Annotated in this window: 16 protein-coding genes; 5 read left to right on the top strand and 11 right to left on the bottom strand. The window is 71.8% G+C overall.

All coding sequences use genetic code 11. The features are described from left to right. Position 1 precedes the first annotated feature (1 nt). Positions 2-661: an HAD family hydrolase gene (locus Vau01_RS30315; RefSeq protein WP_203999541.1), complete on the top strand. Its 660-nt coding sequence runs from the start codon at positions 2-4 to the stop codon at positions 659-661. Here Vau01_RS30315 and Vau01_RS30310 read toward each other — a convergent pair. The 9 genes from Vau01_RS30310 to Vau01_RS30270 are packed head-to-tail and all read right to left on the bottom strand — an operon-like array spanning position 658 to position 8468. Then, positions 658-1122, bottom strand: coding sequence for an NADPH-dependent FMN reductase (locus Vau01_RS30310; RefSeq protein ID WP_203999538.1), 465 nt, complete (start codon positions 1120-1122; stop codon positions 658-660). The two genes, Vau01_RS30315 and Vau01_RS30310, sit on opposite strands and share 4 nt — an antisense overlap. After that, entirely contained in the window at positions 1119-1631 is a 513-nt protein-coding gene (locus tag Vau01_RS30305) for a flavin reductase family protein (protein WP_203999536.1), read from the bottom strand. Before Vau01_RS30305 ends, Vau01_RS30310 begins: the two co-directional genes overlap by 4 nt. Positions 1632-1685: 54 nt before the next feature. Next, complete coding sequence (locus tag Vau01_RS30300) at positions 1686-2495, bottom strand: sulfurtransferase (protein WP_203999534.1); 810 nt, start codon at positions 2493-2495, stop codon at positions 1686-1688. After that, on the bottom strand, positions 2492-3835 hold the full coding sequence (locus Vau01_RS30295) for an NtaA/DmoA family FMN-dependent monooxygenase (RefSeq protein WP_203999532.1): 1344 nt from the start codon (positions 3833-3835) through the stop codon (positions 2492-2494). Before Vau01_RS30295 ends, Vau01_RS30300 begins: the two co-directional genes overlap by 4 nt. Continuing rightward, positions 3832-4629, bottom strand: coding sequence for an ABC transporter ATP-binding protein (locus Vau01_RS30290; RefSeq protein WP_203999530.1), 798 nt, complete (start codon positions 4627-4629; stop codon positions 3832-3834). Before Vau01_RS30290 ends, Vau01_RS30295 begins: the two co-directional genes overlap by 4 nt. Continuing rightward, on the bottom strand, positions 4626-5447 hold the full coding sequence (locus Vau01_RS30285) for an ABC transporter permease (protein WP_203999528.1): 822 nt from the start codon (positions 5445-5447) through the stop codon (positions 4626-4628). The genes Vau01_RS30290 and Vau01_RS30285 overlap by 4 nt, the downstream gene beginning before the upstream one ends. Continuing rightward, complete coding sequence (locus tag Vau01_RS30280) at positions 5444-6508, bottom strand: ABC transporter substrate-binding protein (RefSeq protein WP_203999526.1); 1065 nt, start codon at positions 6506-6508, stop codon at positions 5444-5446. The genes Vau01_RS30285 and Vau01_RS30280 overlap by 4 nt, the downstream gene beginning before the upstream one ends. Positions 6509-6552: 44 nt before the next feature. Further along, positions 6553-7527: an aldo/keto reductase gene (locus tag Vau01_RS30275; protein ID WP_203999522.1), complete on the bottom strand. Its 975-nt coding sequence runs from the start codon at positions 7525-7527 to the stop codon at positions 6553-6555. Further along, complete coding sequence (locus Vau01_RS30270) at positions 7524-8468, bottom strand: NADP-dependent oxidoreductase (RefSeq protein WP_203999519.1); 945 nt, start codon at positions 8466-8468, stop codon at positions 7524-7526. The genes Vau01_RS30275 and Vau01_RS30270 overlap by 4 nt, the downstream gene beginning before the upstream one ends. A gap of 123 nt (positions 8469-8591) precedes the next feature. On the opposite strand from Vau01_RS30270, the gene Vau01_RS30265 reads away from it, so the two are divergent. After that, on the top strand, positions 8592-9242 hold the full coding sequence (locus Vau01_RS30265) for a GntR family transcriptional regulator (RefSeq protein WP_203999517.1): 651 nt from the start codon (positions 8592-8594) through the stop codon (positions 9240-9242). On the opposite strand, the gene Vau01_RS30260 is transcribed toward Vau01_RS30265, so the two are convergent. Continuing rightward, positions 9226-10191, bottom strand: coding sequence for a TerC family protein (locus Vau01_RS30260; RefSeq protein ID WP_239151968.1), 966 nt, complete (start codon positions 10189-10191; stop codon positions 9226-9228). The genes Vau01_RS30265 and Vau01_RS30260 overlap by 17 nt on opposite strands. 139 nt (positions 10192-10330) lie before the next feature. Continuing rightward, positions 10331-11512, bottom strand: coding sequence for a PucR family transcriptional regulator (locus Vau01_RS30255; RefSeq protein ID WP_203999515.1), 1182 nt, complete (start codon positions 11510-11512; stop codon positions 10331-10333). 83 nt (positions 11513-11595) lie between these two features. On the opposite strand from Vau01_RS30255, the gene Vau01_RS30250 reads away from it, so the two are divergent. From Vau01_RS30250 to Vau01_RS30240, 3 genes are all read left to right on the top strand, one after another. Next, positions 11596-12123: an alpha/beta hydrolase gene (locus Vau01_RS30250; RefSeq protein ID WP_203999513.1), complete on the top strand. Its 528-nt coding sequence runs from the start codon at positions 11596-11598 to the stop codon at positions 12121-12123. An 85-nt stretch (positions 12124-12208) separates the two neighbouring features. Then, a complete protein-coding gene (locus tag Vau01_RS30245) occupies positions 12209-13423 on the top strand; it encodes a CapA family protein (RefSeq protein WP_239151967.1) in 1215 nt (404 codons plus the stop codon). A gap of 74 nt (positions 13424-13497) precedes the next feature. Beyond that, positions 13498-14388 carry a hypothetical protein gene (locus Vau01_RS30240; RefSeq protein WP_203999511.1) on the top strand — a complete coding sequence of 297 codons (891 nt, stop codon included), beginning with the start codon at positions 13498-13500 and terminating at the stop codon, positions 14386-14388. The last annotated feature ends 10 nt before the right edge of the window (positions 14389-14398 follow it).

The following is a 14398-nucleotide window of genomic DNA, read 5'->3' as shown; positions in this document are numbered from 1 at the left end:
GATGCCGACCTTCACGACCGTCCTGTTCGACTTCGCGTGGACGCTGTTCGCCAAGGATCCCGAGAGCTGGATGGGCGGTGCGGCGGCGTCGATCGGACGGCCGCTCTCCGACGGCGAGCCGACCCGGCTCGTCACCGAGTTCACGCGTCAGCTTGCCGTCACCGCACTGGATCCCGCGCACATCGGCCGCGACCTCGACCCGACCGTCCACGACGCGGCGATCCTGGCTCTCCTGACGGGGTTGCCGGGCGTCGAGCCGGAGTTCGCGGCGGCGCTGTTCGAGCGGTACCTCACCAGCTACGAGCCGTACATCGACGTCCGTGAGACCCTGGAAACCCTGCGCGGGCGCGGGATCCGCGTCGGCGTCGTGAGCAACTTCGGTTGCGACATCAGGCCGATCTTCGCCCGGCACGGGCTCGACGGGCTGGTCGACGGGTTCACCGTGTCGTACGAGGTCGGCCGCGTGAAACCCGATCCCGAGATCTGGCGCATCGCCGTCGGGGCGCTCGCCGCCGACCCGGCCCGCACGCTCATGGTCGGTGACCATCCGGCCGGCGACGGCGGCGCGGTCGCCGCCGGAATCACCGCGCTGGTGCTACCGCCGGTGCTCACTCCCCGCCGCACGCGCGGCCTGCACCACGCACTCGCCCTCGCGGGCTAACCCGCGGCGGCGTATCGCGCGGCGATGTCCGCGGCGCTGTCGAGGTCCTTTTCCACCACGGTCAATCCGGGACGCGGGATGCGCGCGCCGAGTTCGCCGAGCAGGTCGCGCAGGTGGCCCTCCGCCGCGTCGGCCTGTGGTTGGATTCCCGCCGTGACGACGGTGACGGCGTCGATCCCGTCGAGGGCGCGCGCGGGCAGGTGGTCGAACAGCACCTTCAGCAGACCCGTGTAGGCGCCCTTGTACGTCGGGGTCGCCACCACCAGCAGGTCGGCCTTGCGGATGCGGTCGAGCGCGTCGACCGTGGCGGGCGCGTCGCCGGCGAGCAGGCCTGCGCCCAGCCGGGAGACGTGGATGACCTCGGGTTCCGAGCCCCCGGCGAGTGCCCGGCCGACCTCCTCCGCGAGGCCGGCCGTGCGCGACCCGAGCCGCGGGTGACCCGATACGACAACGACAGTCATGCGATCTCCCGGTGCAGGTAGCCGTATCCGCCCGCCTGGTACAGCAGCGGGGCGGCGTTCTCGTCGCCGTGTGCGCCGATGACCGGTGTCGCCAGCACGATGGAGTGGTCGCCGGCCGGAACCCGTTGTACCACGCGGCATACGAGGTGGGCCGCCACGCCGCCGAGCAACGGTACGCCGTCGGGGCCGGACTGCCAGTCGGCGTGGGCGGCGAACCGGTCGATGCCGCTCGTGGCGAACGTGCGCGCGACCCGTTCCTGCCGGTCGGACAGGACGTGCACCGCGACGGTGCGCGCGCGGGCCACCGCCGGCCAGCTCGACGCCTTGCGGTCGAGGCAGAACGACACCAGCGGCGGGCGCAACGACACCGACGTGAACGACGTCGCGGTGAACCCGGCCGGCGGGTCGCCGGCGACGGTCACCACCACCACGCCGGCGGCGTGCCTGCCCATCAGGCGCCGGAACGCGAGCTCATCCACCGTAGCTAGATCCTCGGATTGCACTGTCATGCCGGGTCCCCTGCCTGCGGAAGCACTTGTCATATCCTACTTCAGGAATAGGTTTTAGGGCACCACTGCGACGTCGGTCACCCCGGTTGCCACCGGCCGGTCGGGGTCGGACGACCACGCCGAGAACGACCCGACGAACAGCGCCGCGTCGAGCCCCACCGAGCGCAGCACCGCCACCGCGTGCGCCGCGGCCACCCCGCCGCCGCAGTACAGGCCCACCGGTTGCGATCCGTCGACGCCCAGGGCGGCGAACCGCTCCCGTAGGGCGGTCTCGTCGAGCAGCAGGCCGGCGGCGTCGAGGCTGTCGCGGGTCGGCGCCGAGACCGCACCGGGGATGTGGCCGGCCGCGAACTGCGCCGCGCCCCGGGCGTCGAACAGCCGGCCGGCCGCCGCGTACTCCGCCGCCTGGTCGGCGGTCAACTCCGCGAGGTGACCGGCGGTGAGCGTCACGCCGCCCGGCGACGGCGCCGACGCCGCCGTGCTCAGCGGAAGCCCCGCGGCGGTCCACGCACCCAGGCCGCCGTCGAGGACGCGCACGTCGGCGATCCCGGCCCAGCGCAGCACCCAGTACGCCCGGCCCGCCTTCGTTCCGGCAACATCGTCGTAGACGACCACCGCGTCGCCGTCGTCGATCCCCCACGACCGCGCCAGCCACTGCAGGTCGGCGATCCCGGGCAGCGGGCGCCGTCCGCTGTACCCCGACGGCGGCCCGGCCAGTTGCGTCGGCAGGTCGACGTACACCGCGCCCGGTAGGTGGCCGACGGAGCCCGGCGCCTCCCGGACGTCCAACAGGACCGGTGGCCGCGGACCGGCCAGCAGCGCCGCGAGATCGACGGCGGACACGAAGTGTTCGGATCGGCTCATCGCGCGCTCCCCACGAACTGGTTGGCGGGCTTGGACAGGCCGAAGAACTCGCGGAACGTCCGCTCCGACCCGTACTCCGTGCGGAACAGGCCGCGGCGCTGGAGTTCCGGGACCACCAGGTCGACGAACGCGTCCAGCGGACCGGGCAGGTACGGCGGGAAGAGGATGAACCCGTCGGTGGTGCGCTCCTCGAACTGCTCCTCGATGTAGTCCGCGACCTGCCTGCCGTCGCCGACCGCGACCTGCTTTCCGTGCGTGCGCTTGAGGAACAGCGCCACCTCCTCCAGCGTGGGCGACTCGTCGTCGTAGGCGTGCCGCGCCCGGTCGAGGATCAACGCCGCGCGGCCGTCGAGGCCCGACAGCGACTCGACATCGGAGATCGGGGTGTCCAACCGGTGCCCGGTCAGGTCGACGCCGAGCGCCGCCCCGAGCGGTGCCAGCGACGCCTCCAGCACCGTCAGGTGCTGGATCTGACGGAACTTCGCGTGCGCCTCCCGCGCCGTGCCGGCGACGTACACCGGAAGCCCGGCCACGAACGGCTGGTCCTCGGTGCGGCCGTGGTTCGCCAGGCGCGCCTTGGTCTCGGCGTAGTACTGCTTCGCCTTCGCCGTGTCCTGCAACAGGATGAAGCGGATGTCGGCGTACTTCGCGCCGAACTCGTGCGACTCCTCCGACGATCCGGCGTGCAGGATCGGCACGTGCCCCTGCGGCGGCCGCGCGATGTTCAACGGCCCGTTGACCGAGAAGTACCGGCCCCGGTAGTTCAGCGCGTGCACCTTCGCCTCGTCGATGAACTGCCCGCGCGCCTTGTCGGCGACGAGCGCGTCGTCCTCCCAGCTGTCCCACAGCCCGCGGGTCACCTCGACGAACTCGCTCGTCCACTCGTAGCGCTTGTCGGCGCTCCAGTGTTCGTCGCGCCCGAAGTTGCCGGCCGCCTCCTCGTTCTTGCCGGTGACGATGTTCCACGCCAGCCGGCCCCGGCTCAGGTGGTCGACCTCCGCGGTCGCGCGGGCCACCGTGTACGGGTCGGCGTACGTCGTGTTGACGGTCGTCACGATCCCGATCCGGCTCGTCGCCGCGGCCACGAAAGCCGCCAGCGTCAACGCTTCCGGGCGCAGCACCTCGTTCGGCGCCTCGTACTGCGACGAGGGCAGGCCGACCACGCGGTCGCCGATGAAGTAGAAGTCGAGCTTGCCGCGCTCGGCCGCCCGGGCGGTGTCGCGGATGAAGTCGGGGTCGAACGTGCCGTGCGCGTTGGCCTCCGGCAGCCGCCATCCGGCCGGGTGGATCCCGGACGCCCAGATGGAGAATCCGAGTTTCACCTGCCTGCGTTGAGTCATGGTCGGTCCTCACTGTGAAAGCCGAGATCGGTGCGGATGCGGTCGTGGAGGTCGGCGAACTCGCCGCGCTGAAGGTCGCGGTGGGTCCGGGGTCGGGGTGACGCGGGGAGCACGTACTCGCCCAGCAACCGTCCCGGCCGTGGCGCCAGCGTGACGACCCGGTCGGAGAGGGCCAGCGCCTCGACGACGTCGTGCGTGACGAGCACCGTCGTGGTGCCCAACTCGGCCTGCACGCCGAGCAGCAGTTCGTGCAGCGACTCGCGGGTCCACGCGTCGAGGGCGCCGAACGGTTCGTCCATCAACAGCACCGCCGGCCCGTACACGAGCGCCTGCGCGATCGACACCCGCTGGCGCATGCCGCCGGACAGTTCGCTCGGCCGGCGGCGGGCGAAGTCGGCCAGCCCCACGCGGTCGAGGAGATCGTGCGCGCGGGCGAGCCGGTCGCGCTTGCCGACGCCGTGCAACTCCAACGGCAGCGCCACGTTCTGCACCGCGGTACGCCACGGCAGCAGCCGGTCGTCCTGCGTGATGTACGCGCGGCGCGGCAGCTTCGACGCGACCTCGGCCCGGCTGATCTCCACCTTCCCGGACGTCGGGGTCAGCAGCCCGGCGAGGATGTTCAGCAGCGTCGACTTGCCGCATCCGCTCTTGCCGACGAACGAGACGAACTCTCCGGGCGCGATGTCCAGGGTGAAGTCGTGCAGCACCTCGAGGTCGTCGAACGCGTGGGTCAGGTTCTCGACGACGATCCGGCCGCCGGTGGTGGGGCGCGTGTCGAGCGTCGTCGCGGTCATCGCTTCTCCTTGGGAATCCAGCGCAACAACCGCGACTCCACGAACGCCGCGATCAACGACAGCGCCTGCACCAGAACGGTCAGCACCACCACGGCGGCGAACAGCGCCGGGATGTCGAGCAGGTTGCTGGCCCGTACCACGAGATAGCCCACGCCCCGGTTGGAGCCCAGGAACTCCGCGATCACCACGGCCAGTGCGGTCTTCGGCAGCGCCATCTTGAACGCCGACGCGAGGAACGGCAGCGCCGCCCACAGCCGGATCTTCAGCAGCGTCTGCAGCTTCGTCGCCTCGAAGATGCGGGCCAGTTCCAGGTACCGGGCCTCGGTGTTGCGCAGGCCCTGGAACGCCGCGATGAAGACGATGAACGACGCGGTCAGGTAGCCCATCAGGATCTTCGTCTCGATACCGAACCCGAACCACACGATGAAGATCGGTACCAGGGCGATGTTCGGGATCGCGTTGAACGCGATGATGTACGTCTCGGTGAACCGGCCCAGCCGGGGCAGTTCGGTGAACGCCACCGCGAGCACGAACGCCGCCAGCGACCCGGCGACGAACCCGATCACCAACGCCTGCACGGTGAACGAGAGGTGGAACAGCAGCCGCCCGTTCTCCACCCACTCCCACAGCTGCCGGCCCACCGACACCGGATCGGTGATGAGCAACGGGTCCACGTACCGGCCGGAGAGGAACTGCCACGCCGCCAGGAACGCGAGTACCACCGCGACGTGCTGCGCCGTCCGGACGAGCGCGGCCGAACCGCCCACCCGGCGCGCCGGCTTGGGAACCTGGTCCAGCTCTGTGCTCAGCGCACTCATGACTTCGCCGCCGGCAGGTAGGCGTCGGTGTACGCCTCGTCGACCGTGAACGACTTCTTGATGTTCTTGCTCGCCAACGCGAACTCGATCTGCGCCTGGATCGCCTCGGTCGGGTGCCGGCTGTCCTTCGGCGTGTTCTCCTTGTTCGCCCGCACGATCGCGCTCAGCCGGTCACCGGACAGGTCCGGGTAGACCTTCTTCAGCGACGCGATGATCTCCTCGACGGTGTGCGCCACCACGAAGTCCGCACCGCGCTGGTACGCCCGGAAGAACCGCTTGGCGACGTCGCTGTTCTTCTTCGCCCAGTCGTCGTTGATGATCGTCTCGGCCGACCGCGCGTTGGCGACCAGCGGCAGTTCCTTCACGATCTCGTCGTGCGTCACCAGCTCGACCGCGTGGCCCTGCTCGACGAGCAGCTTGTTGTTCGGTGGGCTGGCCAGCCAGACGTTCACCGACCCGTCCTTGACGCCGGCGACCTGGCTCACCTGGTCGAGCGGGATGATCTCGATGTCCCGCTCCGGGTCGAGCCCGTAGTGGTCGACGAGGTAGACGGTGGCCCGCTCGTACAGCCCGCCCGCCGCGTTCACCGCCCAGACGCTGCCCTTGATCTGGGCCAGCCGCTCCTTCACCGGCAGCTTGACGAACGCCGCCGGGTCGATGCCCTTCTTCTTCAGGTACGCCAGCGAGATGATCGGCGTCCAGTCGTTGGTGATCTGCACCGCCGCGCCGAGCTTGATGTTCTTGCCGTGCTCGCGCCCCTGCAACGCGGTCGACAGCGAGAGGAACCCGACGTTGGCCTGGTCGTTGATGAGCGCCTGCAGGATCAGCGGCGCGCCGTTGACCTGTACCTCCTCGATCTCGACGCCCTCGGCGTCGTAGTACTTCTCGGCCCGCGCGATGTTGTACGCGAGCTGCGTTCCGGCGGAGTCGCCGGAGGTGCCGATGAGCACCTTGTCGCGGCCCTCGCCGCCGGGTCCGCTGCCCGGTTCGGTGTCGTCGAGACCGCAGCCGGCGAGCGCCGTCGCGAGCCCCAACGTCAGCAGAACAGCCCTGAATCTCATTGCTCTCCGATCATTTTACTAGGAATTTGGGTACGAAAAAAGGACTACCTGCGCCGGCCGCTGATCCGGGACGCGAAGAGCTTGCCGATCGTCGCCAACTGCTCCGCGTCGGGACGCCAGCGCGCCGCCGCCACGTTCGCCTCCAACTGCGCGACGCTCGTGACGCCGGTGACGAGCGAGGCCACGCCCGGCTGGGCGAGCAGCCAGCCGTACGCCAGGTGCACGCCGCAGACCCCGTTGGCGTCGGCGTACGCCGCGAACGACTCCAGCTCGTCCCACGGCGCCTCGTCCAGGAGGTGCGGCTTGAACCGCGTCACCTTGCCGTCGGCCGGTGCGGCCGTCCGCGTGTACTTGCCGGTGAGCAGCCCGTTCTGCAGCGGGAAGTAGGCCAGCAGCCCCAGCCCGTACGCCCGCACCGCGGGCAGCAGTTCCTCCTCCGGCCTGCGCCACAGCAGGTTGTACTCGTGCTGCACCGACACGAACCCCCGCAGACCGCGACCGCGCGCCACGTGGTGTGCGTCGGCCACCCGCCACGCGTCGACGTTGGAGCTGCCGGCGTACCGGATCTTCCCCTCGCGCACCAGATCGTCCAGTGTGGACAGTGTCTCCTCGATCGGCGTGCGCGGGTCGGGCAGGTGGAGCTGGTACAGGTCGATCCAGTCGGTGCCGAGCCGCCGCAACGACGCCTCCACCGCGCGCCGGATGTACCGGCGCGAGCCGCGGGCGCCCCAGTCGGGCCCGTTGGCACCACGCAGATCGCCGCCGAACTTGGTGGAGATCACGGCCTCCGCGCGGCGGCCCGCGAGCGCCCGGCCGAGCAGTTCCTCGCTCGCGCCCGGCACGTCGCCGTAGACGTCGGCGGTGTCGAAGAGCGTCACGCCGAGGTCGAGCGCGCGGTGGACGATCGCGTCGACGCCCCGCTGCCCGTCCGGAACGCGGTTGCCCTTGCCGAACGGCGCCGCGCCGATCGCGAGTTCCGATACGACGAGGCCCGAGTCACCCACATGGCGGTGGCTCACGGGATCAGCACGATCTTGCCGCGCACGTGGCCGCTGTCGCTGTGCCGGTGCGCCTCGACGACGCTCGCCAGCGGATAGCTGGCGGCGATCTCGAGCTCGAACTTCCCCTGCCCGGCAAGGTCTGCGGTGACGCCGAGCGCCTCGACCCGCAGCGCCCGCTGGGCGTCGTCGAGGTACGCGGCGCGCGACCCGCTGAAACCCCGGATACCCAGTTCCGCGGCCCGCTCGACGACCACCACCGTCGCGATCCGGGACCGGTCGTCGACCAGTTCCAGCGACGCGTCGATGGCCTCGTCGGTGCCCGCGGCGTCGAGCACGACGTCGACGCCGTCGGGTGCCGCGGCCCGGATCCGTTGCAGCAGGCCGTCTCCGTACGCGACCGGCACCGCGCCGAGGTGCCGCAACCGGTCGTGGTTCGCCGGGCTCGCGGTCGCCACCACGGTTGCGCCCCACAGCCGGGCGAACTGGATCGCCGCCTGCCCGACCCCGCCCGAACCCGCGTGCACCAGCAGGCTCTCCCCCGCGCTCAGCTTGAGCGACCGGAGCGACTGGTACGCGGTGCCGGCCGGGATGCCGATCGCGGCGCCCTGCTCGAACGTGACGCCGGACGGCTTGCGCCACAACTGTTCCGGCCGCGCCACCACGTGCGTCGCATACGCTCCGGTGAGACCGCGCGCCACGACCTCGTCGCCGACGGCGAACCCGGTCGCGTCGGGCGCGACGGCGACGACCACGCCCGCGGCGTCGGAGCCGAGGCGCAACGGGGCGGTCAACGGTCCGCCCGCCCGGCGTCCCGAACGGATCTTTCCCTCCACCGGATTGACCCCGGCGGCCCGGACCTCGACGACCACGCCGCCGGGCGGCGGCGACGGCCGTTCGACGTCGACCACCTCCAGCACCTCGGGGCCGCCGAAACGGTTGATGACAACGGCTTTGGACACGGTGACTCCTCACCGAACGCAGGGAAACAGATGCCGGCACCGGACGTACACCAGTGGACACGAGCGTATACGCTGGCATCCGCTATGGTCAACGGAGTCGCACGCCACATGAAGGGGATCGCAGTGGACACATCGCCCGCCCGGCGACCCGATGCCGCCGACCTCCAGTACGCCCGGCTGCGCGCCGAGATCCTCGACGGCACGTTCCCGCCCGGTGCGACGCTGCTCGAAACCGTGCTCAGCGAGCGGTACGGCGTCTCGCGGACGCCGATGCGGGAGGCGTTGACGCGCCTCGCCCAGGACGGGTTGCTCGTGCGGTCGACGCGGGGCTTCCAGGTGCGGCGGTACTCGCCCGAGGACATCCTGGAGATCTACGAGGCACGCATCGCGCTCGAGACGACCGGTGCCGCGCTCGCCGCGTCCCGGAGAACCGACTTCGATCTGGTGCGCCTCACCCATCTGGTGGACGAGCGCCGCGCCGCCACCGACCGGAGCACGTTCGGCAAGCTGAACAACCGCTGGCACGAGGCCCTCCGCGCGGCCGCCCACAACGCGACGATCACCGACCTGCTGGAACGCCTCGACTCGCTGCTGACCCTGTACCCGCACCGCACGCCGTTCCCCCCGTCGGCCGACCGCTCGGCCGAGGAACACGCCGAGATCCTCGACGCGATCAGGGCCCGCGACGCCGACGGCGCGCAGGCCCTGATGCGGGACCACCTGAAGCACATGCGGGACCTGCGGATCGAGTCCCTGCTCAGTGAACCTGAGTAGGTTCGTCCTCCTTCGCCGGTGCCGGGCGCTTCAGGCTGAGGATCACCGAGCCGGCCAGCACGACCACGATGACCGCGAGGCTGACCAGGGACGGGATCTCCGGCACCGACGTGCTGATCATCTTGTGCGACGCCTGCAGGATCAGTTTCACGCCGATGAAGCCGAGGATGATGGCCAGGCCCTTGGACAGGTAGTGGAACTTGTCGAGCATCCCGGAGAGGAAGAAGTACAGCGCCCGGAGGCCGAGGATGGCGAACGCGTTCGACGCGTACACGATGAACGTGTCGTCGCTGACCGCCAGCACCGCGGGCACGCTGTCGACGGCGAACACGAGGTCGGCGACCTCGATGGCGACCACGACCACGAACAGCGGGGTGGCGATCCACTTGCCGGCCACCTTGACGAAGAACTTCGCGCCCGAGTACTCCTCCTGCACCGGCACCAGCTTGCGGACCAGGCGCACCGCGATGTTCTTCTGCGGGTCGTACTCGTCGTCGTCGCCCTTCATCAGTTTGTAGGCGCTCCACAGCAGGACCGCCGCGAACGCGAACAGCACGAACACGAACTTGGTGACGATCGCGACGCCGGCCGCAATGAAGATCGCGCGGAAGACCAGCGCACCGATGACCCCGTAGAACAGCGCCCGGTGCTGGTACTCGCGCGGTACGGCGAAGTAGCCGAAGATCAGGGCGAAGACGAAGAGGTTGTCGACGCTCAGGCTCTTCTCCAGCAGCCACGCCGTGGTGAACTCGACGGCGGCGCCCGAACCCAGGCTGGCCCAGACGAGCCCGGCGAACAGCAGCGACGCGACCACCCAGACCGCGCTCCACGCCCCGGCCTCGCGGAACCCGATGATGTGGACCTTCCGGTGCGCGAACAGGTCGATCAACAGCATGACCACCACGCTGGTCGCGAACACCGCCCACAGCCACACCGGCACGTCGAGCACGAAATACCTCCCTGAGGGTCGGAACACGATGACCGGTCAATCGTCTCCGTAAAACCCCTGGTGAGGACGGGTCTCTGCCCGGACAACGATCCCGCCCGAATCTTGCCGGCGGCCGGCAAGGTACCGGCACCGTGCCGCGTCAATCCAGCGGGGTCGCGGGCCAGTCGAGGAGCTTGGCGGCGGTGACGGCCGCCTGCACGGTGAACCGGTGCGTCGGATCGGCCGGGTCGCGCCCGATGAGCTGGGCCACCCTGGCCAGCCGGTAGGTGACGGCCCGCACCGACAGGTGCAGCCGGGCCGCCGTCTCGGTCGCCACGCACCCGGTCTGGTAGTAGACGTCGAGCGTCTCGAGCAGCGTGGCCGCGCCGCCGCGGGCGTCGGTGAGCGGCGCCAGGGTGCCCCGGATCAGGTCGTGCACCGCGGGACGGTCGTGCAGCAGCACCCGGTACACGGCCAGCTCACCGGCGTCGACCATGGGCCGGTCGAGCCCGAGCCGGTCGGCGATCTCCAGGGCGTACCGGGCCTCGTCGAGGCTGGCCCGCACGGCGGCGGCACCGATGCGTGGAGTGCTGACCGCACCGTGCCAGAGCCGCCGGCCGTCCGCGTGGACGGTCGGTTCGGTCGCGAAGTAGGCGTCGACCTCGACGGTGACGGCCCGGCCCACCAGGTCGACGGCGACGGCGTCCGGTGCCGCGAACACGCACACGAGATCGCCGGCGTGCAGGTTGACCAGCGGTTGGGCGTCACCGTAACGACCCTGCAGCGCGCGGTCGACGGTGACCGGCAGCGCCGCGCCCGCCGGCTCGGCGAAGCCGGCCCGGGCCCGGACGACGAGCACCGACACCGGTCCGGTCAGCACCAGCCCCAGGTCGGCCGCGGGCTCGGCCGCCTCGACCGCCTGCTGGCCGCCGGCAAGCAGGCTTTCGAGGACCTCACGCTTGGTGGACTCGTGCAGCCGGCCCAGGTCGGCGAGCGCCAACTGGTAGCCCTCCACCAGGGCGGCGACCCCGTCGTCGGCGGCCCGCAGCACGCTCAGCGCGGCGGCCCGCACCCGGGCGGCGTCGCCCGCGGCGACCTCGGGGACGTCGCGCCACAGCCGCCAGCCGGCGGACAGGTAGAGGTCCACGAGGGCGCGCATGGCGATGCCCTGGGTGGCCGCCCGGCGCCCGGCCGCGACGCAGGCCGCGAGCTCCGGACGGCGCAACCGCCGGCCCGCCGCGGTCGCCGCCACGACGGCCGGCAGGAACCCGCCGAGCAACTGCGGGTCGATCCCACCCGCGTCACGGGCCGCCGCCCGACCCACCTGCTCCAGGTCTCCCACCGCCCTACTATGCCGTGCCCACCGCCGGCGCGAGCCCGAACCGCACCACCGACGCGACCCACGCAGCGACTACGCTCGATGGCATGGCGGAGGCGGTGGTCATCCCCGGCGGCGGCTACGGCGTCACCACCGGGATGTTGTGGTACGCCGGCGAGGTGGCCGCCCGGCGGGGCGCCACCGTCCACCGGCACAGCTGGACGGAGCCGGCGCCCGACGCCTTCGACGCCACCGTCGAGACGTGGGTGACCGCGCAGCTGGCCCCGACGCTCACCGGCCGGCCGCTCCTGATCGGCAAGTCGCTCGGGTCGGCGGCCGCCGCGCTCGCGGCCGACCGTGGCCTGCCCGCCGTCTGGCTCACGCCGTTGCTCACCGCGCCCTGGGTGGTCGCGGCGCTCGGCCGCGCGACCCGACCGGTCCTGCTCGTCGGCGGCACGGCCGACCGGCTCTGGGACGGCGCGACCGCCCGACGCCTGACCCCGCACGTCGTCGAGGTGGCGGACGCCGATCACGGCCTGTGCGTGCCGGGTCCGATGGTCGGGTCGGTCAACGTGCTCGCCCGCGTGATCGCGGCCATGGACGAGTTCCTCGACGCCATCTCGTGGCCGGGCTGACGCGCCCGGTGCCGTAACCCGACAGCGCACTCTCCGCAACCCGTTCGTCGCCCTCGGCGTCTTACCGGCGCGGAGGGGGGCTCTCATGGGGGTTCGAAGCGGGGCCGGGCACGTCCTGGTGATTCTGTTGGCCGTCGGCGCGGCGTCGGCCGCGCCGACGCAGGCGCGGGAACCCGGACCGGCGGCGCGCGGCAGCGCCACTCCGGTGGACGCGCGGCCGGCGCCGGCCACCTCGGCGGCGACGCCACCGGCCACGGCACCGGCGCGGCCCCGCACGTTGACCGTGCTCGGCTCCGGCGATGTGCTGCTGCACAGCGGGCTGTGGCGACAGGCGCAGCGCGACGCCGCGGCGGCCGGCCGGCAGGGGTACGACTTCGGGCCGTTGTTCGCCGCGGTGCGGCCCGTCGTGGCGGGCGTGGACCTGGCGATCTGCCATCTCGAGACGCCGCTCGGCAACCCCGGCGGACCGTTCTCCGGCTACCCCGTCTTCGAGGTTCCGCCGCAGGTGGTGCCGGCGTTGAAGGAGACCGGCTACGACGCCTGCAGCACGGCGTCGAACCACAGCCTCGACCGGGGCGAGGCGGGCGTCCGCCGCACGCTCGACGCGCTCGACGCGGCCGGCGTCGCGCACTCGGGCACGCACCGCTCGGCCGGCGAGAAGGCCGCGCCGACGATCGTCAGCGCCAACGGCGTGCGGGTCGGCCTGCTGTCGTACACGTTCTCGTTCAACGGGATCGTCCGGCCGGCCGACAAGCCGTGGCTGGCCAACAGCCTGGACGCCGACGCGATTGTCGCCGAGGCCGCCCGGGCACGCGCGGCCGGTGCCGAGATCGTCATCACCAGCCTGCACTGGGGGACGGAGTACCAGAGCGGCGCGAACGACAGCCAGCTCGCGGTGGCGCGGCACCTGCTCACGTCGCCCGACATCGACCTCGTGCTCGGCCACCACGCCCACGTGGTGCAGCCGTTCGAACGCATCGGCGACAAGTGGGTCGCCTACGGGCTGGGTAACCACGTGTCGACGCAGCGCAACCCGGAGACCACCCGCGACGGCGTGCTGGCCCGGATGACGTTCACGGAGGTCGGGCCGAAGCGCTGGCGGGTGACCGCGGCCGAGGCGATCCCCACCTGGATGTCGCACGACACCGACCCGGCCCGGCTGGTGCTGGTGCCGGCCGCGCTCGCCGATCCGGCCACGCCGCCCGCGCTGCGCGACGCGTGCGCGCGGTCGCTGCGGAGAACCACGACGGCGGTCACCGCGCGCGGCGCCGGGGCGCAGGGCCTCTCGATCACCGGCTAGCTCATGGACCCGGACCGCGCCGCGCTGCGTACTGCCCGGCAGGGATCATGTTCAGGGGTGAGGCGGAGTCGGTCATGGCATCCACGCCGGTCGAATCGGGCCTTGTGCCACAAACCGGGGACTCGCAGAGCGAACCCGCGGATTCGCAGAGCGAACCCGCGACCATCGTTCCGCAGTACCGGAATCCGGACGGCGCGGACGAGGACCCGCCACCGGACCGCCGTCGCTTTCCCGTCGTCGGGCTGCTCATCGCCGTCGCGCTGGCGGCGATCGTCGTGCTGGTGACCGTCACCTTCGCCCGCATCATCGACCCGCCACCGGAACCCGACACCCGGCCGTCGGCGCAGCCCCGGCCGCAGTACACGGTGTCGGCGCCGGTCGGCGCCACGACGGCCGCGGAGTTCCAGCTCGTCGAGGGCGTCACCGCGATCGTGGTGCGGGCCGCGGACCTCGGCACCGACCTGTACCGCGCGAGCACCCCGGACGGGGCCGGCTCGGTGCCGCGCGTCGCGCAGGAGGGCGACCAGGTGAAGCTGCGCCTCACGAGCCTCTACGAGACCGACGCGCCCGACACCGTCACCGTGGAACTGAACCAGCGGGTGCGGTGGCGCATCACGCTGGTGGCCGGAACGGAGACGGCGACCGTCGACATGCGCAACGCCGCCCTCGCCGGGGTCGACTTCACCGGCGGAGCCGCGCGCATCGAGGTGTTCCTGCCGAAACCGCAGGGCGACGTCACGGTGCGGATGGCCGGCGGGGTACGGGACTTCGCCGTGCACGCGCCCCGCAATGTTCCGGTGCGGGTGGCGCTGGCCCGCGGCGCGGCGACGGTCACCGTCGACGGCACGACCCGGTCGGGGGTCGCGGCCGGCACGCGGATCGTGCCCACCGGCTGGGACGCCGCCCGCGACCGCTACGTCATCGACGCGGTCGCCGGCCTGGGGACGCTCACCGTCACCCGCTGACGCCCACCGC

Source organism: Virgisporangium aurantiacum (genome assembly GCF_016863635.1).
GTDB classification, from domain to species: Bacteria; Actinomycetota; Actinomycetes; order Mycobacteriales; family Micromonosporaceae; genus Virgisporangium; species Virgisporangium aurantiacum.
This window is presented reverse-complemented; position numbering and strand designations above follow the sequence as displayed.